General features: G+C 42.2%; 21 protein-coding genes and 2 pseudogenes. 6 read left to right on the plus strand and 17 right to left on the minus strand.

Going from position 1 to position 25,537, the window contains the following annotated elements; genetic code table 11:
• Positions 1 to 373 precede the first annotated feature (373 nt).
• From QD47_RS18240 to QD47_RS18255, 4 genes are all read right to left on the minus strand, one after another.
• Positions 374 to 1,942, minus strand: coding sequence for a glycoside hydrolase family 32 protein (locus tag QD47_RS18240; protein ID WP_044647527.1), 1,569 nt, complete (start codon positions 1,940 to 1,942; stop codon positions 374 to 376).
• A 73-nt stretch (positions 1,943 to 2,015) separates the two neighbouring features.
• On the minus strand, positions 2,016 to 3,635 hold the full coding sequence (locus QD47_RS18245; RefSeq protein ID WP_044647473.1) for an ABC transporter substrate-binding protein: 1,620 nt from the start codon (positions 3,633 to 3,635) through the stop codon (positions 2,016 to 2,018).
• An 18-nt stretch (positions 3,636 to 3,653) separates the two neighbouring features.
• Positions 3,654 to 4,535: a carbohydrate ABC transporter permease gene (locus QD47_RS18250; protein WP_044647474.1), complete on the minus strand. Its 882-nt coding sequence runs from the start codon at positions 4,533 to 4,535 to the stop codon at positions 3,654 to 3,656.
• 14 nt (positions 4,536 to 4,549) lie between these two features.
• Positions 4,550 to 5,434, minus strand: a complete 885-nt coding sequence (locus tag QD47_RS18255) for an ABC transporter permease (protein ID WP_235332299.1) — start codon at positions 5,432 to 5,434, stop codon at positions 4,550 to 4,552.
• A 508-nt stretch (positions 5,435 to 5,942) separates the two neighbouring features.
• Here QD47_RS18255 and QD47_RS18260 point away from each other — a divergent pair.
• Together QD47_RS18260 and QD47_RS18265 are read left to right on the plus strand one after the other, a co-directional pair.
• Positions 5,943 to 6,977, plus strand: a complete 1,035-nt coding sequence (locus QD47_RS18260) for a LacI family DNA-binding transcriptional regulator (RefSeq protein ID WP_044647475.1) — start codon at positions 5,943 to 5,945, stop codon at positions 6,975 to 6,977.
• 22 nt (positions 6,978 to 6,999) lie between these two features.
• Entirely contained in the window at positions 7,000 to 7,992 is a 993-nt protein-coding gene (locus tag QD47_RS18265; RefSeq protein ID WP_044647476.1) for a carbohydrate kinase family protein, read from the plus strand.
• Between the two features lie 434 nt (positions 7,993 to 8,426).
• Here the strand turns inward: QD47_RS18265 and QD47_RS18275 are convergent, their stop codons facing one another.
• The gene (locus QD47_RS18275; RefSeq protein ID WP_044647478.1) at positions 8,427 to 10,121 is read right to left on the minus strand and encodes a CocE/NonD family hydrolase; all 1,695 of its coding nucleotides are present in this window, start codon (positions 10,119 to 10,121) and stop codon (positions 8,427 to 8,429) included.
• A gap of 151 nt (positions 10,122 to 10,272) precedes the next feature.
• Here QD47_RS18275 and QD47_RS30095 point away from each other — a divergent pair, with 151 nt between their 5' ends.
• Positions 10,273 to 10,842 carry a TetR/AcrR family transcriptional regulator C-terminal domain-containing protein gene (locus QD47_RS30095; protein WP_052646797.1) on the plus strand — a complete coding sequence of 190 codons (570 nt, stop codon included), beginning with the start codon at positions 10,273 to 10,275 and terminating at the stop codon, positions 10,840 to 10,842.
• A 113-nt stretch (positions 10,843 to 10,955) separates the two neighbouring features.
• Here the strand turns inward: QD47_RS30095 and QD47_RS32175 are convergent, their stop codons facing one another.
• The 3 genes from QD47_RS32175 to QD47_RS18290 form a co-directional block, all read right to left on the minus strand.
• Complete coding sequence (locus QD47_RS32175; RefSeq protein ID WP_161797183.1) at positions 10,956 to 11,096, minus strand: hypothetical protein; 141 nt, start codon at positions 11,094 to 11,096, stop codon at positions 10,956 to 10,958.
• 369 nt (positions 11,097 to 11,465) lie between these two features.
• Positions 11,466 to 12,167: an EthD domain-containing protein gene (locus QD47_RS18285; protein WP_044647479.1), complete on the minus strand. Its 702-nt coding sequence runs from the start codon at positions 12,165 to 12,167 to the stop codon at positions 11,466 to 11,468.
• A 29-nt stretch (positions 12,168 to 12,196) separates the two neighbouring features.
• Positions 12,197 to 13,171 carry an NAD(P)H-dependent flavin oxidoreductase gene (locus QD47_RS18290; protein WP_044647480.1) on the minus strand — a complete coding sequence of 325 codons (975 nt, stop codon included), beginning with the start codon at positions 13,169 to 13,171 and terminating at the stop codon, positions 12,197 to 12,199.
• 230 nt (positions 13,172 to 13,401) lie between these two features.
• On the opposite strand from QD47_RS18290, the gene QD47_RS18295 reads away from it, so the two are divergent.
• Both QD47_RS18295 and QD47_RS18300 read left to right on the plus strand, forming a co-directional pair.
• Positions 13,402 to 13,968, plus strand: a complete 567-nt coding sequence (locus QD47_RS18295; RefSeq protein WP_044647481.1) for a TetR/AcrR family transcriptional regulator — start codon at positions 13,402 to 13,404, stop codon at positions 13,966 to 13,968.
• A 472-nt stretch (positions 13,969 to 14,440) separates the two neighbouring features.
• Positions 14,441 to 15,502: pseudogene (locus QD47_RS18300) on the plus strand (IS3 family transposase).
• Positions 15,503 to 15,836: 334 nt separating this feature from the next.
• On the opposite strand, the pseudogene QD47_RS31715 reads toward QD47_RS18300, so the two are convergent.
• A pseudogene (locus QD47_RS31715) lies at positions 15,837 to 15,983 on the minus strand (beta-galactosidase); the annotation flags it as partial.
• Between the two features lie 277 nt (positions 15,984 to 16,260).
• Here QD47_RS31715 and QD47_RS18305 point away from each other — a divergent pair.
• Positions 16,261 to 17,565, plus strand: a complete 1,305-nt coding sequence (locus QD47_RS18305) for a pectate lyase family protein (RefSeq protein ID WP_052646798.1) — start codon at positions 16,261 to 16,263, stop codon at positions 17,563 to 17,565.
• Between the two features lie 188 nt (positions 17,566 to 17,753).
• Here the strand turns inward: QD47_RS18305 and QD47_RS30100 are convergent, their stop codons facing one another.
• From QD47_RS30100 to QD47_RS18345, 8 genes are all read right to left on the minus strand, one after another.
• Positions 17,754 to 17,945 carry a hypothetical protein gene (locus QD47_RS30100; RefSeq protein ID WP_052646799.1) on the minus strand — a complete coding sequence of 64 codons (192 nt, stop codon included), beginning with the start codon at positions 17,943 to 17,945 and terminating at the stop codon, positions 17,754 to 17,756.
• 757 nt (positions 17,946 to 18,702) lie between these two features.
• Positions 18,703 to 19,137, minus strand: coding sequence for a MarR family winged helix-turn-helix transcriptional regulator (locus QD47_RS18315; protein ID WP_268794253.1), 435 nt, complete (start codon positions 19,135 to 19,137; stop codon positions 18,703 to 18,705).
• 103 nt (positions 19,138 to 19,240) lie between these two features.
• The gene (gene lpdA / locus QD47_RS18320) at positions 19,241 to 20,926 is read right to left on the minus strand and encodes a dihydrolipoyl dehydrogenase (RefSeq protein ID WP_044647482.1); all 1,686 of its coding nucleotides are present in this window, start codon (positions 20,924 to 20,926) and stop codon (positions 19,241 to 19,243) included.
• A 59-nt stretch (positions 20,927 to 20,985) separates the two neighbouring features.
• Positions 20,986 to 21,426 (minus strand): OsmC family protein, encoded by a 441-nt coding sequence (locus tag QD47_RS18325; RefSeq protein ID WP_044647483.1) that lies wholly within the window; start codon positions 21,424 to 21,426, stop codon positions 20,986 to 20,988.
• 350 nt (positions 21,427 to 21,776) lie between these two features.
• Positions 21,777 to 22,292, minus strand: a complete 516-nt coding sequence (locus tag QD47_RS18330) for an OsmC family protein (protein ID WP_044647484.1) — start codon at positions 22,290 to 22,292, stop codon at positions 21,777 to 21,779.
• Between the two features lie 63 nt (positions 22,293 to 22,355).
• On the minus strand, positions 22,356 to 23,084 hold the full coding sequence (locus tag QD47_RS18335; RefSeq protein WP_044647485.1) for a DsbA family oxidoreductase: 729 nt from the start codon (positions 23,082 to 23,084) through the stop codon (positions 22,356 to 22,358).
• Between the two features lie 24 nt (positions 23,085 to 23,108).
• Entirely contained in the window at positions 23,109 to 23,768 is a 660-nt protein-coding gene (locus QD47_RS18340; protein ID WP_044647486.1) for a carboxymuconolactone decarboxylase family protein, read from the minus strand.
• Between the two features lie 424 nt (positions 23,769 to 24,192).
• Entirely contained in the window at positions 24,193 to 25,254 is a 1,062-nt protein-coding gene (locus tag QD47_RS18345) for an NADH:flavin oxidoreductase (RefSeq protein WP_044647487.1), read from the minus strand.
• Positions 25,255 to 25,537 lie beyond the last annotated feature (283 nt).

Genomic DNA, 25,537 nt, shown 5'->3' on the forward strand with positions numbered 1-25,537 from the left:
ACTGACCCCTCTAAGATGTTTTTGCCAATTGTCTGTGCACAGAATAATTGAATGATAAACTGAACTGAGTATAATAATATCACCACTTCTGTTTATTTTGTGTAATTATATCTTTTATTTATATAGAAATATCGTCAGAAGAAAGGACCTTCTCTTAAATGGAAAAACAAGGACATGAAAACACCCGATACGGTTGTGAACCGATCGGGTGTTACGTCTCCAGGCAGAAAAATGTTACTTTAATTAGTTTTGGGGACCAAGTTCAGATATGGATGCACGCAACCGGGCTGTAACCACTTCGTCGAATCAAGCCGCTGCTGAACGAGTTTTGTCGTGAGATAATTTTAATTTGAATGATAACGGTAACTTAAGTCTAAACAGTCTCATTTCCCCAAATACTTACCAGATCATTGATTTGAAGCGACACGAGCCTTAGTTCTCCGCCAATGGCATAGAGTTCTAGCCCCTTACTCTCCAAGTCCGGGAAAATCATGTCTGAAATGATTGTTTTTCCATGGTTTCCGAAAACCTCGACACTAGACCAATCTACGTAGATACTCAGTTGTACCCTTCCATGCTCTGGCTTTATAGGGGCCTTGTGTTTTGCTGTGAAGTCAGAATGAAAATCAGTGGCGCTCGACTTCGTCCGATCGACGAACAACTCCTCATTCGAGATATTATATCCGATGATCGTCTCCTGATTGGCGGACTTCCGTACTTTAAACCCGAATTCCACGGCAGTACCGATTTCAAATTCTGCAATAATTTCTGCCTTGGCTGCGGAAATATCAGACAACACGTTCATACCTGGCTTAATCGTCAAGTCTTGCAGAGACAAAATCGGTTTTCTGAGCTGACTTAATTCATTTATGGGTGTTTGGATTAGGCGAAGTCCCTCCGGATAAGTCCTTAGCTGTAGCTCCCGGGGAATTGATGTCTTGCCACGCCATTCCTTTGAAGGAAGCGTGGTAGCATAACGCCAATTATTCATCCAGCCGATCCAAATCTTTCGTCCGTCTTCGTTCGAAATGCCATTCCAGGTCACGGCCGCGTAAAAGTCTGATCCATAGTCTACCCATTTGATAGTATCGATAGATTCCAATGTTTCATCCGGCGTAAACGACTTACCGTCAAAGTTGCCTATGAAATACATCATGCCAGAACCGCCTGCCGGTGGTTCCGGATCGTCTGGATTCACGCCATTTCTGTCCCCGATGCTTAGCATCAAAATCCACTTCGTGGTATTGGGATCGTCATCCACTTGGATTCGAATTACATCAGGACATTCAAATATCCCTCGGTGGATATGCGGGATGTCGGAACCGAAATCACTTGCAAAAGACCATTCTTTAAGGTTTGGAGATGTGTAAAATTCTACATGGTCTCTTACGGCAAGAACCATGATCCACATTGATGATTCATCATGCCAAATCACCTTCGGATCACGAAAGTCTAGCGTGTCCGTTGGAAATAAAACCGGGTTACCTTCATATTTTGTCCAGGTTCGACCCTTATCCTTGCTGTAAGCAATGCTTTGCACCTGCGGCTTTCCAGGCTGAGCCTTGTTGCCCTCATTGGTATAAATGGCAACCAATCCTGATCCTTCCTCGTCGAAAAATCCGCTGGTATTGTTCTTATCCACCACCGCACTCCCCGAGAAGATCGCTCCGTCCTCCCCAGGTGGAATTGCCGGTGGAAGCTCAGTCCAATGCACTAGATCCTTGCTTACCGCATGCCCCCAATGCATGTTGCCAAAGTCAGGCCGTGTATCATGGGGTGTATGCTGGTAGAACAGGTGGTACTCTCCTTCAAAGTAAACCAAGCCGTTGGGATCGTTCATCCAATTTTTCTCCGGTGAATAATGAAATTGAGGCCTGTATGTCTCCCTATAACAACTGTTTCGTGATCCTTTTCTGCTGCTATTGTCATTCGTTAGGTGCATGTCTTTAATGGTATCCACTCTCCTATTGATTGTTGATAAGGTGTCTAACAGCCCCAACCACCTTTTATATGTTTCAGCCTTGATCTTTAAGATATCGGTCGTAGCCTTTTTGTTTGATTTCCAGCCATTTGTCCAGTCCCAGTCTGGAAAGCTCGGCTTTATAATCCGCCCATTCTTCTTCCACTTTGCCTGTTTTGATCCATTCCGCCCGTTTGCGGTTAACGTAGGCAAATAAGTCTGTTTCCAAGGTAGAGATCTGCTTCTGATCTTCCAGCGAGAAGAAGACTTTCGGGAAATTGTGGTCAGCCTTCATATAAGGAACAAGTCTTTCTTTCATGAGCTTGAGCCGCCCTAATGCATCATCGGGCTTGGTCGTTACAGTTCCGTAATACTCGTCAAGAATTGCCAATGGACCACCGATATTCGTTTTTTGCCGCAGCTCGACAGGAGCCGTTCCCTTAAGCGGAAGATGCTTCAGCATATGACTCGCTTCATCGTATTCAAAAATGTTCTGCTGAGTTTTGTCGCCGTAGGTGCCCCAGTTGTCCTGTACGGACTGGATGGGATCATACAGCTGGTCAATCCATTTTGCCGTAAGCTCAAGATTTTTGTTGTCACTGGTAATCACCATTCTCCCCCGGTCAAAGCCGAGATTGTTCGTGCGGGTCACATTGACTTTACCGCTTGGCCCCGCGAGCGGATTCATCAATTCATATTTATCGTTGTCTCCTGAAATATTCGCCTTATCCCATTGAAAGTAGAGACCGTATTTTTCATTCTGGCCTTTGGCCAGATACGTATTGTAATCCTGCTCGAATGACTCTTCGTCGATCAGGTTCAGCTTATACAGCTCATTAAGATATTTGATCCCCTCTTTATAACCGTCCTGATCGGCAGTGAAGACCACTTTCCCCTCATTGGTCACTACAGTATGATCGCCGTTGTCCCCAAGACCAAATGATCCGAACAGAAAATTCAGGTCCTCATTGCCGTTATTGAGTATAAAGGACAGCGGGATTTCATCCGCTTGGCCATTTCCGTTAGGGTCGCCATTTTTAAATGCGAGCAGAACATTTTTTAAATCCTCAGTAGTTTTTGGCATTTTAAGACCCAGTTTTTTCAGCCACTCCACATTGATCCATGGCATGTCGTTTACAGAATGAATGCTCTCCTTCCCGGCCCCTAGCTCCTCAATCCAAGGAAAAGCATAAATATGCCCGTCCTGTGCGGTTATCATGGATTTGTACTCAGGTGCTTCCTTCAATACCTTCTGCAGATTCGGCATATATTTTTGAATCAAATCCTCTAAAGGGATAATAGTTCCATCCTTTCCGAGGTTCAACAAATCGTAATCGGAATATCCGGCATCCAGTATGGCATCTGGAAGATCTCCACTGGCAACAGCCAGGTTTCTTTTTTCAATGAAGGAATCGGAGGTGAAGTTGGTAAAATCGATATGCACACCTGTTTTTTCTTCCAGTCTTTTATAAATCAGCTTTTCATTTGGATCGGAAGGTGCCAGCGGCGAGCTTTGAGTCATAAAATGCAAGGTAACTTTCTCTTTAAGCGGCAGAGTGACATTTTCCAGCTTGTAATCTTCGGATGCCGCAGAATTATTGCCTGAACCGCCACATCCGGCAAGCAGCGAAGTAGAAAGCACCAGCACAGACAAGGTTAGTAATGTTTTGTTCATCTCTATTCCCCCGGTTTGTTATTTGATCGAACCTACCATGACACCTTTTTCAAAATACTTCTGGAAGAATGGATACATGACAATCAAAGGCAAACTTGATATGACAATGGCAGAGTACTTAATCATTTCGGACAATTTCTTAAGCTCCGCTTGCGCCAGCGCATCGGCAATCATACCGGGCTGAACCTGATTCTGTATCAAAATGGAGCGCAGCACCAGTTGAAGCGGAAACAGCTTCGGATCATCCAGATAAATCATGGCGTCGAAATAAGAATTCCATTGTCCGACAAAAGCGTATAAAGCTAGAACAAAAATAATAGGCTTCGACAACGGCAGGACGATTTTAAAGAAAATACTGAGTTCGGAAGCTCCGTCTATGCTCGCCGCCTGGAACAGCTCTTTGGGAAGTCCTTGGAAATAAGTCTTTGCCAGAATAATATTGAATACGCTGATCGAGCCGGGCAGAATAATGGCCCACACCGTATTTAACATGCCTAAATCCTTAATCACCAGATAGGTTGGAATCAGACCGCCACCGAAAAACATCGTTATCAGGAAAAAGATCATAATGGACCGTTTCCCTACCAGCCCTTCAATCGCAAGCGGGTAAGCAGCAAAGACGGAAAACAATACGGTTGCGAACGCAAAGGCTGCTGAATAAAAAATGGCATTAAAAAAACCGCGGATCATGGCACCGTTGCTTAGGATTTTGGCATATCCCGTGAGTGTCCAGTCGGATGATGTAATGGCAAACCCTTTGCTAATCAGGGTATTTGGAGTCAAAAAGGACGAAAGCACCACATAAACCAGCGGTAACAGAATAGCGAGAACAAACAAACCAAGCAGAATATAATTGATGATGATCAGAATCCGGTCCTTCCCGGTGTAATGAATATCCATAAATACCTCCTTCTTTAATACAGCCCTTCCCCTTCGTTCAGCTTCTTGACGACGGTATTTACGAAAATCAGCAGGACCACATTAATCACGGAATTGAATAACCCGATTGCCGTAGAATAAGCATAATCGCCAGATTGCAACCCCACCTTGTATACATAAGTCGCGATGATTTCCGAGGTTGGCGTGTTCAGAGCCGTCTGCATCAGGTAAGCCTTTTCATAGCCGATCGACATGATGCCTCCTGCAGCGAGAATGAATAGGACGGCCATGACGGGTTTGAGAGCTGGCAGATCAATGTGGAAGATTCTCTTCATCAAAGAAGCGCCATCAATTGTTGCAGCGTCATGTAGCTGCGGGTCCACGTTAGCTAAGGTGGCCACATAAATGATAGAGGACCAGCCCGCTGTTTGCCATATACCGGACAATATATATACCGTTCGGAAATAGGCGGGATCAGTCATAAAAGAAATCGGCTTGCCGGTGAAGGTTGTTACCAAAGCGTTCACTATTCCAGTCGGCGATAGAAAAACAAACAGCATACCGGCAACAACAACAACCGAGATGAAGTTAGGTGCGTAAACAATAAGCTGAATATTCTTCTTGAGCTTCGCTCCTCTGATCAGATTTAGCATTAAGGCCAGAATGATGGGTACTGGGAAACCGAGAATAAGACCGTAAGCGCTTAATTTAAGCGTATTCATTAAAATGTCATAAAAATTTGGTGATGAAAGAAACCGCTGAAAATGTTCAAATCCAACCCATTCGCTGCCCATGATGCCTTTTCTTGGACTGAAATTTTTAAACGCAATGATCGAGCCGTACATGGGAACATACTTGAAAATGACGGTAAGAATTATGGACGGAACCAGAAACAAATACAATATATAATTTCGAACCATGTAACTTAGCCAATGGTTTCTTTTTTTTGTTTCTGAAGCCTTAACTCCCCTTTTTTGAGCGATCGAGTTTGCCAATCTTTTCCCCCCTACTGTTCACGGCTTGTTATTAAAGACAGTTATAAGCCATGTTACGTCATCTCTCTGACATAATTACGCAAGATGTTTTGCAAATGCCTTACTGGTAATTCACCCACCTCCAACATGACTAGAAATTTACACTTCCCCAAGATGAATAGGTTTACATTTTACATTTGAACATTTTTTCTCTTACAATTTAACAGGTGATCATTGAATAAGTCAATACATTTCGGCAACTAAATTCATTTAAAATGCATGATTCAAGAGGAATGTAATATTTTTAGCACCAAATCCCTTAAAAATGCACCCAAGAAATGAATAAATGTAAACTTTTTTTGTTCATTTGAATAATTTCATTGTTAAAAGCATGAAAATACTATATATTTAGAAATATGAAGAATCTTAATTCGGGAGAATAAGGTGGAACAATATGACTAGAAAGTCAAAAGTTACTATTCAAGACATCGCTGATGCCTTGGGAATTTCCAGAAACACTGCATCCAAGGCGCTTAATGGAGTAGAGAATATTCCTGCCGTTACGAGGGACAAGGTGATCAAAAAAGCAGTGGAGCTTAAATACAAACAATTTTCTTATATGGAAACAGCCTCTGAAAAACAGGGCAATATCGCACTTTTGACCTGTAATCTTCCCAATAGCTCACACTTTGGATCACTGCTGATCAGCGGGCTGGAGAAGGAAATCAGCAACCAGGGCTATACTTTATCCATTTATTTTGTCCGTGAGAACGATATCAATACGATGACCCTACCCGGTAATTTCGAGCCTTCGAATGTGGCTGGCATCTTCTGCATCGAGATGTTCAGCAAGGAATACAGCAAGCTGATCACGGATCTTGGCATCCCAACCATTTTTATTGATTGCGCTGCAGATATGGTGTATCCGGAATTGAAGGCAGATCTGGTATTGATGGAAAATGAGCACAGCACATACTGTGTTACCCGGAAATTAATAGATCATGGATACGAAAGCTTCGGTTTTGTAGGCGATTACAATCACTGCAAAAGCTTCAATGAACGCTGGACGGGATTCAATAAGGCCCTGGCAGAAGCCGGAATCACCTTGGATCCTGCCCATAGCATTGTAGCGCCGGACCGCAATTTCTTTATAGAGGAGAACTGGATGGAGCAGCAATTGGATGCCCTGAGGGAGTGCCCCTCCGTCTTTATTTGTGCCAATGATTTCATTGCCATCAGCGTGATAAGATCTTTGAAAAACAAGGGGATTAAAGTCCCGGAAGATGTTGCTGTCTGCGGGTTCGATGATGCTTCAGAATCCCGGGTAGTCGAGCCCCATCTGACTACCGTACATATTTACAGTAGTCAGATGGGTATTATTTCAGCCGAAATGTTATTGTCCAGAATCAAAGATAACACCATGCCGTACCGAGTGACCCATGTTGCAACGGATATCGTATACCGGGACTCGACGCCTGTTTTAAACTAAATCTGCCAAGAGGTGAATCAAAGTGAAAAATGTCGGAAAGGTTCTATGTGTGGGCGAGCTGCTCATTGATTTTTTCTGCACGGATATTGATGTCAATCTTGCCAAGGGTCAGCATTTCTCCAAGCAGGCCGGCGGTGCTCCGGCAAATGTGAGCGCAGCCGTAGCCAAGCTCGGAGGAAAAGCGTCATTCTTGGGAAAAGTCGGAGCCGATCCGTTCGGCATGTACCTGAAGCAAACTCTGGATGAGCAGTACGTGGATACATCCATGCTCCTTTTTGATCCGGCAACGCCGACTACACTGGCCTTTGTTTCCCTTGCCGCTAACGGCGAACGGGATTTCGTGTTCAACCGTGGAGCTGACCGTCAGTTGTCTCTGCAGGACATTGATAGGGAATGGACCCGACAGGCTGCCATTCTGCATTTTGGCTCGGCAACGGCCTTGCTCGCTGATCCTTTCCGGGAAGCGTATTTATCTTTATTGGACGAGGCGAAGGCCAATGGGCAATTCACCTCCTTTGATCCCAATTACCGGGGGGACCTCTGGAAAGACAGGCTGGAGGAATTTATCGCACTGTCCAGAAGAGGAATACACAATGCGGATTTGGTAAAGGTAAGCGAAGAGGAATTAAACATCATTACAGGGCTGGCTGACCGCAATGCTTCATTGGATCTTTTGCATGGGTTGGGAGCCAAGACGGTGGCAGTTACCTTGGGGAAAGAAGGAACCCTCATCTCAAGCGGTGTCTCCCGTTCGCTAATCGGCAGTATTGCTGTCAAATCGATCGACTCTACCGGTGCCGGCGATGCCTTCGTCGGAGCTATGCTGTATCAAATCAGTCAGCTGAGTCAGCCTAAGGCATTTACCACCAACCGGAAGCAGCAGCAGGAATTTGTAACACTTGCCAATCAAGTCGGCGCCATCGTGTGCACCAAAGTTGGAGCGATTGCAGCCTTGCCGTCAATGGAAGAAGTTAAGCGTTTCGTAGAGCAGGGTGAATCAAGGATTGAAGCGTAAGAACAGCAAAAGGTGTCTGACGATCCTAAGGTCGCTGGACACCTTTTTATGTAGAGATTCGTCATTCTGGATCGTACTATTCAATCGTTCATAACAGCAGATACCGTGTGGTGTTAAGAGATGGGGGGGCTCTGAAGAATTAATCATGGAGCTTCCAACTGAAGCGCTTGCGGATGAAGTCGCTTTTCAACTTCAAATGGCGTGTTACGTTGGAGAGTCTTGGGGAAAGAATGAGATGAGAAAACAGCTGTGCCAAACAGGCTTTAACCTATTTGGCATTTATTTTAGTGATGCCTATTATGAAGCTTTGATTCACACACACTCAAAGGTTTCTAGAAGCCGGTTCAAATTAACGTTCCTAGAATCAAAATGCTTATTCCGTAAGAATAAACGGATCAGCTTCGAGTTCCAACTCGTATTGCTGTTGTACACGTTCAAACGGAAGGAATAACGGGAATTATTAAGTAAGAGTCGTATTCCTCCCCAGTATATATGGTGTGCGTTCCCTGATTAATATAGGGACCACTTGACATCTCAGGAAATTCGGGACGCTTTAAAAGTTCGACTCCGGTGATAAGCAATTCTAGTTGTTCCCCGGCATGCCATTTCATCCCCATTGGCCAGAATCCAATTTCTACAGGAATAATCTCTCCGTGTTTAAGTTTTTCTTGCGTTTTAAAGCTTTGTACTGGCTTTTCCAGTGTTGATTTCGTTGCATCAAGTTGGCGAAGAGATACTCTCATCCGCCCGCTAGCACCGGCATAATAACTGTCGTTAACAATTTTGATTGGGAGTTCCTTACCACTTGCATCTAGCTTCCTTACATAAGCGAACACATCCATATCATTAGAATCTTCTGTGGATACCCATAAATGCAGCTTCATGTACCCAACAATTTCTATATCCTGTTCAAAGGATACCTTAAACGATACCCCTTTCTCATCAGGAGTATATTTTATTTTGGCCTTTTTCCCTGCAGTATCCTGGCTTAACGTGCCGGAACTGGCATCCAAGTATAGTTTCAATAATTGTTGTCGCTCTAGTGGGAAGTCCTCCTCCACCCGATTCAAAATATCTTGGTGACCTGGATTGAGCACAGCTAAACGGACCTTGGGGGTGTTGTTCCAGCCATTCTGCTCACCCTTGAGATAATAATCAAAGAATTTTCTTAGATCTTCAACATGTTGTGGATTGTAGTAATCGGGCCATTCGAAAGTGTTATGAATCCGAAGCCACTTTTCCTTAGATGATATTCGTTGCCAGCCCTCCAAGGTACCATAAGTGTGTAGAAGGTTCGTATAGCTAGCAACAATATAGGCAGGCACCTCTATGTTTTCTAAAGTTGGCGCTTTTTCTTCCCAGTATTCATTCATTAGCGGATATTTCCGCATCATGGCAGGAATATCTTCATAACTTGTATTTCCGGTAAAGGAGCTAAAAATCGTTTCAGTAAAAGAGAAGTCGGGTACCCCGCCTTTGAAGCAGGTGTCCCTAAATATATCACAAGCGCCTTCCCAGGGGGCAATAGCCGAAAGATGAGGCGGACGGTAAGAAGCAACATTCCATTGTGAAATGGCTAGCCACGAATTTCCCGTTAATCCTACCTTACCATTGCTCCACTCACGTTCTGCAACCCACTCGATTAAATCGTATTCATCTTCAGCCTCCTGTTTGCCCCAAGCATGAATTTTCCCTTCTGAGTTAAATACGCCACGTGGATCAGGATGAACGATGGCATATCCAAGGCTTACCCAATATCCCGGATTAGGACCTTCAAATTTATTAAGACCGTCTTCCTCTTTGGGAGCAACATCCATACGCCAAGGAAAAATATCGAGGGATAAGACACTGCCCCTCTTGCCATAAGGGCTCCATGCAACAAGTGTCGGTACATTCTTTTCATCTAGAGGACGAAATATATCAGTGTACATAGTTGTACCATCCCTTAATTTCACCGCAACATCACGTTCACAGAGAATATCACATGGAATAGGCTGTCCATCTGTACGATGCACGGTTCCTTTCTTTATAATACTTGCGCTTGGTTCAAACCCGGGATATTCTGACTGTGAAACTGGTTTTGATTGCCGATATGTAATTTCGACATTGCCATTCTCTTTGTAAGACATTGCATAAACCTCCATTTCTTTATGTAATATCTTTCTACATTACTAATTTTAATCAAAAAAGTAGATGTATAATATGACTAAATAAGTTTGAAATGCTGGATAACTGGCAGATTAATACGCTTTGTCGATTAAAAAGACAGGAGGCAAAAAATTGTCTATTAAACAAGACTTGCGTGTACTACGAACGAAAAAATCTATCGAATGTGGATTTACAGAATTGCTAATCATGAGTTCCTTTTCCTCTATTACTGTTCAAGACATAGCGAATAAGGCGATGATTAATCGGTCGACCTTTTATTTACATTTTCAAGATAAGTATGATCTTCTAGACAAGCTCGGGAATCGCATTATAGATGAGTTTTCCAGTTGCATTGAATTTGACGATATCAAACAATACAACAGCATTTTAAGAGTGGTGAGGCACATTCAAACTAATGCAACGACTTACAGGGCCTTAATTTCAATAAATACGGAAACATTGAATTTTGCTGCCGAGATACAACGGATTTTTGAAAAATTATGCAAGAATTGGATTGCTCGGTATGAAATCAAAGAAAAATCTGAGGGGGCGGGTGAATACTTTTTGCGTTTATTTACTTCATCCTGTCTGACAACGATTAAATGGTGGATTGAAGTAAACAATAATCTAACCGTAGATGAAGTGTCTGACTTGATCAATCAGTGTTTTGAACAGGGAATGAATAATTCGTTTCGAATATAGAAATGGTTTACTGCTATATTGTTTGTTTTATAGCTAGTAGAGCTTTTAGAAAAATTAAGGCAACCGTCCCCTACAGAATTCTGAGGAACGGTTGCTAATTAATAGATGTCTATTTAGTTTTGTCTATGTGACAAGGGTATGACCCAAAATACTTTTTGCAATACTCCTTTGAGTATATCCTCTGCTTCTCCACTTTCGATCATTTCCAGTGTGATTTTTTTACATACGCCGCCTGAAACAATACCAGCTGCCATTTCTGTGTCACCCCAAGTGTCAGCGTGGAAATCTACAGGGCCTGTTACTCTTAATACTAAATGAAGATCGTATTTTATGAAGACTACGATCCACTAAACTCCTCCTGATATATATTTTTCTTGATCGTGAATTTTACCTCAGTTTGAAAAACTGAAAATTAACTGAGTCTTGAACGAAGTAAATGCAAGGATAACTAAATTCTAGGTCACATAATTTACAAGATGTTTGCAGCATTAAACCAAAACAGCCTGGACCCTCTTATTCAGGACCCAGGCTGTATAACGTTTCTATTTTGACCATTCGAGCAGTATGTCTGTCGGAGCGAATTATTCTCCATCTGCCTTTTTAAAAATTGTGAGTGGATCCGTCTACAAGAAAAATGTCGCAGATTGATTGATAAAATCGCCCTTTCTTTGAGCAATCAATGCCAGTTCAGATTGATACATTCTAAACGCCGCTGTAGTATCGAACCACATGGTAGCCACTCCATCATAAGATATGGTTTCTGTTGAACCGAAGTAATTTGATTCTCCGGCAGATATTTGTACATTGTTAATAAATCTTCTCAATTGATTTCTCACAGCTTCGTGACTCGCCATAATCTCATTATGGGCTTCAAACCACAAACGATTAAACTCCTCACTACTCAAGGTATCGTTCTTCTTGATAAAATAAAAGATCTTAATGCCACCAGGTGAAGGATTGGTCACCTCCACCTCCTGTTCGGTGACTAAAAAGGGTAACGATTTCCCGAGATCACTAAAATTAGGCCCATCAGGACCAACTACTTTGTGTACATACGGATCGGAAAATGTTTTGGCCAGAGCCTCGGTATCTTCAAAATACAATTCAGTGACGGAGTCTCTCCCATATACAATTTTATATCCACCTTCTAGCACATCACTTTTAGCACCATATGCAGCATCATATACATAATTTTGTATATATTCACTTATGCCCAAGGGATTGGAGGATGTGATTTTATATCCATGAATATGCTTTACATAATCAATAAACTCTTCATGCGTCATATCAGGTCTTCTTGTGACTATTGCCATTTGTTTAATCATTGCCGGTTCCTCCACTATTGTCAAAATAGTCAAATTTCAAACTTTGTGATATGAGATACGGTTTCATGATATCCACGGATCACATCATTCATAATGTCCTTAGCAGTCCTAATCTCTTTGACTAATGGAACGATTTGTCCTGCCATTACAGCCCCCTTCTCATGGACATCGCCTTCGAGCATGGCTTTCCGTAATGAGCTTTCAGCTACAGCCTTCAGTTTTATAGCTGCGTCTGCTTTAGGAAAGCTATTTTCTATATCAATCATTTCATCCGAAAGCTTGTTCTTTAGCTGCCTACATGGTTCATCTGTACAAGTTCCAGTAATCACCGTCTGCATATCATCTGCTGAAATCATGATGTCCTTCACGTTTTGATGCACAGGGGTCTCCTCTGCACACATGAAAATCGTTCCCATCTCAATTCCTTCAGCACCAAGGGCTATCGCTGCCGCCATTCCTCTTCCGTCTGCAATTCCACCCGACGCTATAATCGGGATCGATAGCGCATCCGCAGCTTGCGGAACCAACACAGTTGTAGCTTCATAAGACGTATGTCCTCCTCCCTCCCATCCTTTTACGATCACTACATCAGCTCCTGCTCTTTCCGCAGTAACGGCGTCTTGAATCGTACTTGCCTTTACAACTACTTTTAAGCCAGCTTCATGCCATTTCGCAAAGTATATTTTAGATAGCTCCAGATCAAGCCCGATTAACGTATCTGCATAAATGACTGCCGGTCTCTCCTCCAGCGCAATCTTAGTTACATGATCCAACAATTCAGAATTCATAATGACATTGATCCCAAAGGGCTTATCTGTTAAATATCTTGTCGCAATAATCTGTTCTTTGATAAAATCAATAGGAGCAAATCCGACACCCAACACTCCCAGGCCTCCACTTTCAGACACAGCAGCTACTAATGGGGCGGTAGACACCCAAGCCATGGGTCCTTGGATAATAGGTTTATCAATTCCTAAAACCTTGCACACGCGATTATTAGACATAGGAGCACTTCCTTTATATGTTTTAAAACACTTGACATTTCTATGATTAAGCTATTCCTAGCCTGAAACTCCTGAAAGAATTAATAGTTTTTTCGGTTCGGTTTTTGTTGCTATACTTATGCAGTATGTATACATATGCTTGAAGAGAAGTATACTTTTACGGCATTATTAATGAAAGAATCAATTTTCTACTAATGTATATTTAAACTACAACAAAGGGTGAAGTGTAGATGAAATATAATGAAGAAGTTAAAGATCTCCGTGTCAGAAGGACACATACGTTTCTTTGGAATGCACTAGAGGAGCTTCTTCTTTATCCGAGGAAAGATTTCAACTCAATCACCGTTAAGGATATATGCGAAAAGGCAATGGTGCATCGAACTACATTTTACAAGCATTTCGTGGACAAATATGACTTATTAAATTTAGGTTTTTTACAATTTCAGGATGAATTGAGGAAAAACAGCTTAGAAGAACGTATACAAAAACCGTTTCAAACTATTGAGAAGAACTCTAAACGAAAAATGTTAGATATGATTGTCTTAAAACAGAAAAAAGATGATACTCTAATGAATCTTTTGAAAAATCATATTAAGGAAATTCTCATGCTTGATTTCATAGAATTAAATCAAAGAGGCAAAAATTTCACAGTCCCTCTTGAAATCATTGCGGAGTTTTATGCCAGCGTTATTTCTTCCCTTAATATATGGTGGATTCAAAATAGCAGGGATGTATCGGCTGTTCAAATGGATGAATATTTTAATCAAATGATTAATAAGAGCATATTTTCAATTTGAAAATCAGCTAAACAAAGCTTCAGAAATTGCGGAAAAGAATGGTTATATATTGAGTATCTTTGATCTTATTCATCATTTGAAAGAAACAGCTGCATCTTTTGACATCCATCCAACTTGTAACTATATTTGTTTCAAATAATAGCTACATCAAATTTCACAAAACAAGGCACTCCCATCTTATCTATAAATATAGATATCAGGAGGCTCGAAATCATGGACATGATATTTAGCACCACACCGCATAAAAGAATCATTTATCCTCAGCCTCATAATCCTCATTCTCCGTCTTGAAAAAGCTTAGTAATTCTTGAGATAGATTTCTAATTATTACTTCACTAGAGAGATTTATTGGCGCGAATAAATTCACTTTTAATTTTCTAAGAAATATTTGGATCGGCTACACTCTTCTAGACAGAAAAATTGTGGTCTAATATAGTAGACTACAGACCAACCTAGGAGGAGCAAACGGATCATGACAAAAAAAGAAAGACGTACCTTTAGCGCTGAATTTAAAGCGCAGATGGTTCAGCTCTATCAAAGTGGCAAAGCACGAAAGGATATCATTCAAGAAAAGAGAAAGACAACCGGACTCCAGAGGAATTAGAACTGATCGAACTTCGAAAACAGAACAAGTAACTGCTCATGGAGAATGACATTTTAAAACAAGCCGCGCTGATCATGGGACGAAAGTAAATGTCATTCGCCAGAATAAACATAAATACTCGGTATCAGCCATGTGCGACGTCCTAAAACTCCCTAGAAGCACGTATTATTATGAAGAAAACAAAGTGGAAGTGACATCGGAGGATGAGCTTCCCTCCTGATTATGGATATTTTTCAAAGCAGCCGCCAAAACTACGGTACGCGTAAGATTAAAAAAGAGCTGTACCAGCAAGGCTTTACGGTATCCAGGCGGAGAATTGGACGAATCATGAATCAATACGGGTTGGTTTCCTCGTATACGGTCGCTCAGTACAAGCCTCATCCCACGAGATGCAATGAAGCCAAGCAAGCGAATGTAATGGACCGGAGATTTGAACAAGAGCAGGCGTTATCTGTCGTCGTAAGCGATCTGACGTACGTTAGAGTAGGTTCATATTGGAATTACGTATGCTTCTTTGTGGATCTGTTTAACCGCGAAATTATCGGTTACAGTGCGGGGGCACACAAGGATGCCAAGCTAGTTTACCGTGCTTTGGCTTCGATTAAGGGCAACCTGAATGACATTCAGCTCTTCCACACCGATCGAGGCAATGAATTCAAGAATAAGCTCATCGACGATGCGCTGGAGACTTTTCAGATTGGGCGTTCCTTAAGTATGAAAGGCTGCCCCTATGGCAACACCGTTGCGGAAGCCGCGTTTAAAATTTTCAAAACAGAGTTTGTGAAGAAACGTCATTTTGAAAGTCTTGCTGAGCTAACCACAGAATTACATGACTATGTACACTGGTTTAACCATATTCGGATTTACGGTTCTCTGGATTACTTGAGTCCGGCCGAGTTCAAGCAGAGGCACCACAAAAAAATTGTCTAGCCGTCTCTGTGTCAGGTTCTAGTCAGTTGTTTCTTTAGTTCAACTTATATAGCAACATAGGTTTAAACTTTTTCATACAGTAAAACCTACTAGAATATCGTTATGATTACCTAATAATTCTACTATTCCAAGCGTGTCGAAGTAAGGGGAAACTTGTCCTGCTAAGAAATATTCTATCAGATTTTGGCAGATAGAATCCTTATCTTATCCAGTTCCCCGGTTATCACTAGGGCTTATGGATCAAATATCAGTATCTTTGCCACCTTCAGCACACATTGCCATTGCCATTGCCATTGGCATTGGCATTGGCATTGGCATTGGCATTTCGTTGCAAGCCGTGCGCCACGGCTTGCAACGAGGACAGTTTGTGCATGCCCGGCTGCCAGTCGGTCAGGCTCGGCGTGCTTTCCATCAACAGGAACGGCGGCTCCTTGATAGAACGAAACAGATCGTGATAGAACGCGACGAATGCTCCCAGTTTATGTTGCGCCTGCGGTTGATTCTAAGGGGCAAACTCCAGTTACGGCTACCCAATCGTCCGTTACTACGGAGTAATCCCAAGCGCTTGATAGTAAATACCCTACCAGCAGCATTAAGTTGATAGGGTATTTTTAGTTTTATAGAAAACACAAAATCGACAACAATAGTGGCTGGTTCATAATCTTTTGTGCTAAAATAGTTGGAATTAATCTCAAAAAAAGTTATATTAGGATATATATATTATCTTTAGTATAAGAAAAAAAGGAGGAATATTCTAAATGGATGTACGAAGCTGTTTGCAACAAGGATGGAAGGTAGGCTTATGTATGTTGTTGTTGTGGGTATGGATGATGGGGGCTGTAACAGCGGGTGAAGCCGGAGCACAACCGGTGTTCCCGGGAGCCGTGGGATACGGGACTGACACTCCAGCAGGCCGGGGAGGAAAGGTAATCAAAGTGACCAACCTGAACAATGACGGACCAGGCTCATTTCGTGCGGCATTAGAAACCAAGGGACCGCGGATTATTGTATTTGAAGTCGGCGGTGTCATAAATCTAGAAAAGGAGCGTCTTGAGCTGAGAGAACCCTACGTGACCATCGCAGGTCAGACGGCCCCCTCCCCTGGCATTACATTCATCCAGGGAGGTTTGCAGATCAGAACGCATGATGTGTTGATGCAGCATGTCCGGTTTCGGATGGGCAACGGTGACAGCACTCAAGGTGCAGGCTTTGAGCCAGATGTATCCACTTACGGAGCCTCCGCTTATAACATTGTCATTGACCATTGCTCCTTTTCATGGGGAGTGGATGAGAACATGTCCTTCTCAGGTCCTCGTACCAGCGGAACCAAGGCGACTACCCACCGTGTAACACTCAGCAACAGTATTATCGCCGAGGGCCTGTATAATTCCGTTCATGAGAAGGGCCCCCATTCCATGGGCACGCTCGTTCATGACTACGTCCAGGACGTGGCAGTCATCGGAAACCTTTATGCCCATAACATGGAACGTAATCCGTGGTTCAAAGCATTCTCAACGGGCGTAATTGTTAATAATGTCATTTATAATCCGGGAAAATGGGCTATTCGACTCGGATTCGTGGAGAATGAATGGGCGAATACGGGGATCAAACCGGAGGGCCCTAGAGTCAGTATCGTCGGGAATTACATGCAGCATGGAGTAGATACGATTAAAGGGTTAGGAATTGTCGGAACGAACAGTAAAAGCGGCTGGGCTTACCTCAAAGATAATCTTGCTTATGACCGAAATGGTAAGTCAGTCCCGCTGACTTTTGGCGGAATTCAGGAGCTTGACAATCCACCTGTTTGGGTTGAAGGACTTGAAGCACTAGCTGCCTCGGCAGTAGTAAAGGAGGTCACTGAGCATGCAGGAGCAAGGCCGGAGGACCGGGATGCAACAGATCAACGAATTATCTCCGATTTTCTGGCTGGTAGAGGAAAGATAATTGATAGTCAGGAAGATGTAGGGGGATACCCAGATGTTCCAGCGACCTACCGTGCTTTAAATGTACCTGACCACAGCATTGACGAATGGTTGTATCAATTTTCAGTTGAGTTGGAGTAGTCCTTAATGCTCTTCAACAATATCTATCACAGTCCAGCATTCTGAATTGGGTACATCCCAAGATTATAGGTATCTGATGTCCTATGAAAAGATCTGCTCAATCGTTTTTCGAGTAAATGGTCTCCATATAATGAATAGCGATCTGTAATGATTCGATCCAGTTCATACGGTTAATCACTCCTTGATTTCTATAATAGACGCTCTCTAATTCCCACCTTGTCCAGCATCTGAATGGCAAGATGAGCTGCAGCTTTCTTCTTCAATTGCAAATGGAGCATAATCATTTCGACTAACTGGTTTCCTATGGTGAACAAAGGATTAAGTAAAGTCATTGGTTTTTGGAATATAAAAGGAGTTTCTTTCCTTTTTGACTGTTGCATCTCCCAGTCGAGAATCTCCCTGGCATTCCTGCCACTGAAATCCAATTGTCCGCGCTGAATTTTCCGGCTGCGCCCAGCAAGTTTACCAAAACCAATGAAGTAATACTTTTACCACTTCCAGACTCGCCGACATTATCAAGTACCTCCCCCTTGCGCACTGCAAAACTGATATCGTCAACAGGAGTTACATCACCTGAAGAATTATCATAGGTTAGGCTGAGATGACAGACTTTTAACAGTAATGGGCAGTGTAACCGTTGATGAAGTTCCTCAGTCAGCAGCAGACCCCTGACAAGTATTTCGGTTGGAACTCTGTTTGGAGGAGCTTCTTAGACGGTAACCTCCAGCGTTACCATCATTCTGTTTCACTTGTTCATTATCTCCAAACTTCTTTAAAACCAATAGGCGCAGTACGTAAATAACTGCGCCGGATAACTTTTTGTGATAGGCATAGGAACGGAAAAAGACGAATATCAACCGACGGATAACTCACTCTTGTTGCCAACGCAAAAACACCTCCAAAGTTGTCCTCCACATCTTACGACATGGAAGCATTTTCTTGAAGGTGTTTTAATTTGTCTCATGCTATAGGATCAGTTCCACGTTTTAGATCATCTTAACAGATGTCTTTTTACGTTCCTACCTTGAAAGAATAATATCAATATAGCGACTTTTTAAGCGACCATTTTCTTTTCCTACGACATGTAAGGATTTGTTTTAACTTTATTATTACAAAAACGAAGTCAGAACATTTTCGCTATTTTGTTGTATTTTCAACCATAATACTCAACACATGTTTGAATGTCTCAAGATCGTCCTTGGAGATACCTGCGATTGTATCATTTTTGAACTTTTCGGCAATTGGCACTAAATCGAGACATACCTTTACGCCCTTATCGGACAATTCTAACTGCTTGACTCGTTTATCTGTATTAGTAGCGGAGCGATATAAAAGCCCATCGAATTCCAGTTTTTGAAGCAAACGGACTACGCTCGGTTCTTTAATCGACATTTTTTCTGCTAGTTCTCGCTGGGTAATGGATTCATGAATATAGATGTAATACATAGCGATCCATTGACTCCTGGTGATGTGGTAGGGTCGAAACTCTTTCTCCAATGCTTCCGCAAAGACTTTCCCACTACGGTTTGTAACAAAAGCAAGGCAATCCTCTATATTAAACAATAGACACACCAACCAATCCCAACAGTTTTATCTCCGTGTATTTCTCCTCTATTCTTAGTATGATAGCAAACATTTCACTTTTTGTGAAATGGTATGGCTACATCAGCGTGTTTCACGCTTGATGGAGCGCCCCAATGCTAAAGCCGAATGCAGCTTCATGAATCACTTCTCCCGTAGTCGGGTGAGCAAACACGGTGTGCGTGATTTGTTGCTCCGTCAGCTCATTGGCAATTGCAAGCGTTAAGCTACTGATCAGGGAAGACGCATCGGGACCAATAATCGACCCTCCAACTATTCTTTGTGAGCGATTATCCTTTATCAATTTAATAAAACCTTCCGGTTCATTCATTGTTAACGCCTTACCATTGCTGACAAAGGAAACCTTGCTCACGCTGTAATCCATCCCCTGCTGTTTACATTCATCCTCTAATAGACCTACACTGGCTATTTCTGGTGAAGTGAAAATCACGTTCGGGATTGCCGTATAGTGCATGCCTCCCGATTCGCCTACTATCCCATCGATGGCTGTAATGCCTTGATGCGAGGCGACATGGGCAAGCTGCATAATATTCGTAACATCGCCTATCGCATAGATATGTTCGACGTTTGTACGCATGTGTTCGTTCACGGCAATGCCTCGCCCACGTTCATTAAGCTGAATTCCGGCTCGTTCAACCTCCAAACCCTCCAAGTTAGGCTCACGTCCAACAGCCACCAACACTTTTTCACTAACGAGGAGGTGCTCGCCTTGGGAATCCTCATAATTTACGATCGCTTGTCCATCGTCAGCACGCTGGATTTTGGCTACCTTCGAGTTCGTATGGATATGAATCCCTGCTTGCTCCGCCGAATGTTTGATTTCTTCGGAGATATCGCTGTCGATCATCGTCAACAGTCGGCTCATAAATTCAACTACATGCACTTCAGCGCCCAAATAACGATAGATGAAAGCAAACTCCATGCCAATGACACCCCCGCCGATGATCGTGATGCTCTTCGGCAGTTCGGTGCATGCAAGCGCATCAGTGCTGTTCATCACAAAGGGAAGATTGATGCCAGGGATATTCACCTTGGCAATTTTGGAGCCTGTCGCTACGACAATGTCGTTCGCTGAAATATGGTAGTGGTTCTGCCCTTTTACACTCACTTCATGTGCGGATAAGAAAGAAGCTTGCCCGCGGATAACTTCAATGTCATTCTTCTCCATCAAGTAGTCAATCCCGGAAATTAATTTTTCCTTGATTTCATCTTTACGACGAATAATCTGCTTCATATCGACTTGAAGGTCCGTTCCCGTGTGAATGCCAAACAAAGACGATTGTTTGACATGGTGACAAACTTCAGCAGATTTAACCAGTGATTTGGTTGGAATACAACCTACATTTAAACATGTACCGCCTAATTCTTCCTTTTCAACTAATGTAACCTTAATCCCCTTTTTGGCTGCATAAATCGCGGACACATACCCACCTGGTCCTGCCCCAATAATCAATAGTTCAACTTTCTTAGCCATGACTGGCTGTTCCATTGCAGCAGCCTGCGGCTCAGATAATACAACGGTGTCTTCTACAGCGGTTTCCAACGTGAACAAAACTTGGTTGGAGGAAATTTCTCCACCTTCTTCAAAGAAAATGTGGCTGATGGTCCCCTCTGCGGTCGCTGTAATTTCTCGATTGCCTTTTCCCGTTTCAACCTCGACGAGTAAGTCTCCGAAAGAAACCTTCTCCCCTAGTTGCACATTGATTGTTCCTGCTTTCCCTTTTTTTCCCCCAGCAATCATTGACATTTTAATTTCCATGATGTTCAAGCTCCTTCACTACTAAAAAGGGCTAAGCCGCGCCGCTTTTAGCGAATAGTTTAGTGTCTGACTACACCGGATTGCACCAGTTTAACCCCGTTCGCCAAGCAGTCTCCAACCGGGCAGGTCTTCTCAATGAATGCCGCAAAAGCTTCTGCTTTTTCTTGACTTTCGGTCGTTTTGAAGTGCATTACAAAACGAATTTCCTGGAAACCGCTTCTTACATCTGCCAGCCCCATGAACCCATCCGGGTCCAAATCCCCTTCAAGCTCAACATACAACTCTTTATACGAAAAGTTATACGCATCCGCAAAAGCAGCAGCAACGATGGACTGACATGCTCCCAGCGCACACAGAAGCGCTTCGACCGGATTCATCCCTTTATCTGTTCCACCTAAATCTTGGGGTTCATCCATCAAGATTTTAAAACCTCTGGATTGAGCCTCAACCTGCAAACCTTCTGGCAATTTTGTGGCAGTAGCTTTGAACGTAGTTAACATAGATATGGCCTCCCTTTGCTTTGTGAAAAAAATAACTTATTCTTGTGAAAATAATAACATTTTTTTATTCAAAGTCAATAGTTAGCTAAGTAATTTGTTGAAATAAAAAAAGCAGCTCATTGTGGAATTACATTTCTCTAATGAGTCTCCTTGAAAGCCAGTAACCCTACAGGCTTATCGATGTAAATTGGTTGTGGAATAGCCGTCTCGCAATACTCATAGGGGACGTTCCTCACCGACATAGCCGACTAGGGAAAGGGGGGCCTCTAATTCTAAAAAAGTAGACATTATGCTATGTGTTCCTCGCATAATGTCTACTTTTCTAGCAAAACAATCAAGTATTCATGGTTTTAACTGTGAAGTGTATACATCGAAGTCACTTTAACGTTTCTTTCAATGGTGTTTCTCACAGGTGATATTTCTATGGCTTTTGCAATCAACTTTTCAACCTGCGCTTCATCTGCGTCACTGTCCACATTGAATCGAACGTTTATTTCATCAAAGCCAGAATTCCCCTCTTTTAAGCCAAAGAAAACGTTCAGATCTATTTCGCCAGTAACATCAACGTCCAACGAATTTACTTTAATCCCCATACCACTAGCTGTTGCAATGAATCCAACACCTACACAAGCGCCAAGTGCACTTAACAAAAGCTCAACGGGATTAGGCCCTTTTCCAGTTCCGGATAGCCACTCTGGTTCATCAATGGGTACCGGCTTATAGTCCCCAACTTCGGCCTCCGAGTAAAACCCATCTTTCCATTTTACTGTAGAAGTAAAACTTGTAATCGCATCCTCAGGATTTTTCTTATATTTTTCTGCCAAGCTTCCGAGCATATTCACATCTATACCGTTCGTTTTACTCATATTTAGGACTCCTCTATTTTATATTTTTCATAGACCAATCTTAATTGAATCCTCGCTTGTCCTTTATGACTTTTTAGGCGGGATCGCACACCCTTCATCAGTACATAGTCCTTCACTAGAGGTTTCATCAGAAAGAATTTCAAACTTAGCTGCCGGATGCTCTTCTTCCCAAACTTTCTCCAACACTTGAGAAAAAGATTCTGTCGGCTGTGCCCCTGAAACTGCATATTTTTGGTTGAATATAAAGAACGGTACCCCGCTAATCCCAACTCGACGAGCTTCATCTTGATCTTTTCGTACTTGATCTGCATAGAGATCCTTATTTTTCAATACTTCGAGGGCTTCTTTTCTGTTTAATCCAACCCCTTCTGCAATATCGGCCAGTGTATCATAATCTCCTACATCCCTTGATTCAGTGAAATGTGCAATAAGTAATTTTTCATTCAACGTTGTTTCTCTGCCATTCGTTTTTGCCCATTTTAATAAACGATGAGCATCCAGTGTATTGGTGGGTTTAAGACTATCTAATTGAAAGGATAATCCCACGTTCTTGGCTTGTTGAGTTAAGTGGCTAAGAAATTCTTTCGCTTGTTCTCTTCCGCCAAACTTAGGGGTTAATTTTTCTACAAAACTTGTTCCATCATACGAAGAAGCTCCCGGATCAAGCTCAAAGCTTTTGTATTCAATACTTATTTCATCTTTATACGGTAATCCATCTAAGGCTCGCTCCAGATTTTGTTTACCAATATAGCAGAATGGACATGCAATGTCAGACCAGATTTCAATTTTCATGTTTCTACCCCTTCTCAGTTTTAGTTATTCGTCAAATGCAACCAGTGCATTTACTCCATGAGCAAGAGCGGAACCAGCTTTTAAAGCAGTAGCTACCATAATCGACTCAGCCAGTTCTTCTTTGGTTGCTGCGGCTTTTTTGGCTGCTTTCGTATGAATATCAATGCAATATGGACACCCAGTGGTATGGGCAACCGCAACCGCAATCAATTCTTTTTCCTTGGTACTGAGTATGCCGACTTTCAACGCTTGCTGATCAAAAGAACCAAAGGCTTTAAACGCATCTCCACTTAATTGGGTAAACTCCCTCAGTCGATTAATATAAGATGCACGGTATAACTCGTCGTCATCGGTACCATCATACGCATTTAAAGCATTAACGCCATGAGCCATCGCCGAACCGGCTTTGAGCGCGGTGGCAACCATTATAGCTTCTGCCATTTCCTCTTTTGAAACACCATGTTTCTTAGCTTGTTTTACATGAACCTCAATACAATAAGGGCATCCCGTGGTGTGGGCTATAGCAATTGCAATTAGTTCCTTGTATTTTGCCGTAAGTTTACCTTCAGCCAATGCTAGCTTTTCAAATGCTACAAACGCCTTGAATATCTCTGGAGAAACCGAGTTAAATTCTCCAATACGTTTAAAATTCGATTTTTTAAATAAACTGTCTTGATGACTCATAGAAAGCCCCTCTATTCATTAGAAATTTTAGTGTACTCTGAGCTTTAATTCATCACGCTCAGAATTTTTTTCTTACTTTCGCTTTTTCATAGATCCTACGTTTGAATCAAAAAGTTTCTCTCATTAAATGCCTCCTTTTAGTCGAAAACAAGAAGACATTATTCAATTGATTAATTGAATTATAGAATGTGTATACATTTAAGTCAAGTACTTTTTATGCGAAGAGGGGGAAACCTTGGAAGCCATGAATAACCAGATATTTAATGAATCTTTTATATAAATCCAGCTTTCCAAAATATGTAGGCGAATAGCCATAAAAAAATGCACCCTTAGAATACATTGGTTAAACCCAGGGTTTTTCTAATGTATTCTAGGGGGTGCATTTCAAATCGATATAGGTTCTTCGTTATTTTTCAAACTCCGTTTAATATAATGTATTCAGTGCCTCACGCGTAAACGGAAGTAATTCTTCTGTTCGTCCATCGCGGATTTTGTTTACCCAGTCAGGGTCAGCCAATAATGCGCGCCCGACTGCGATCAAATCGAATTCTTCACGTTCTAATCTCTCGACTAAAGCCCCTATTTGGGTTGCTTTGCCATTCGCATTTTCTCCGTTATCAAAGAAATCCAAAAAATCAGCGTCAAGACCGACAGATCCAACTGTAATGGTTGGTTTCCCTGTCAGTTTTTTTATCCATCCTGAAAGGTTCAAGTCAGATCCTTCAAAAGCCGGTTCCCAAAAGCGACGAATAGAGGCATGAAAGATGTCAACGCCTGCATCAACTAATGGCGTTAAGAAGTGTTTTAGTTGTTCTGGAGTTTCTACTAATTTTGCTGTATACGCATCATATTTCCACTGTGAGATTCGCAACACAATTGGAAATTCTGGTCCAACAGCACGTCGGCAAGCTGCGATAACCTCACTAGCAAAGCGCGTACGATTGACCATGTCTCCACCGTATTCATCGTTACGCGAGTTTGTTTTTTCCCAAAAGAATTGATCAATTAAAAATCCATGTGCCGCCATAATCTCGATACCATCAAACCCAACTTTTTTAGCATTGACTGCTGCCTGCTCGAAGGCTTCAACTAATTCCGAAATTTCTTGTTTAGAGTAATCATTGACGTTACCACGTGCACCCATGTGCCATATTTGCGAGAAAATTTTGCCACCGACTTCGTGGACACCATTAACTACTTTTGACCATCCGTTTAGCGCCTCTTCTCCGTATAAGTGTGGTACGTCCTCCTGCCATGCTGGCACCTCGGATGCAACATCAGGATGGTTGATAAATGTACCCTCTGTCAGAATAAGTCCAACACCATTTTCGGCTCTACGACGATAATACACAGCGACATCCTCCCCTGGCACTCCATTTGGAGAAAAATTTCGAGTCATAGGTGCCATCACAATACGATTAGATAGTTTGAGATTTCCCATTTCGAATGGTTTAAAAAGAGCTTCAACAGATTGAAAATTATTCATAAAAACCTCCAAGTTTTATTATTGTCATTTTATAATGTAGACGTTCGTATATTAGCAACAATTAAATCAACTTATCTAATCCCTAACAGTGCATATAAAAAGACTCTTGTTCTAACGTTTATAAAATGAACTGAGAACCAAGTTATGGCTGCACCACCACAGAAGTTTGTTAAATAGGACAGCTTTCCTCCATTAAAGCAGATAGCCAAATCGGCTCCACCTTCGGCTTAGGGCTTGTTTAACCTAAGACATTGATTTTCATGTAATTTGGGAAAACACTCTT

The sequence above is a fragment of the Paenibacillus terrae genome (assembly GCF_000943545.1).
Lineage (GTDB): Bacteria > Bacillota > Bacilli > Paenibacillales > Paenibacillaceae > Paenibacillus > Paenibacillus terrae_A.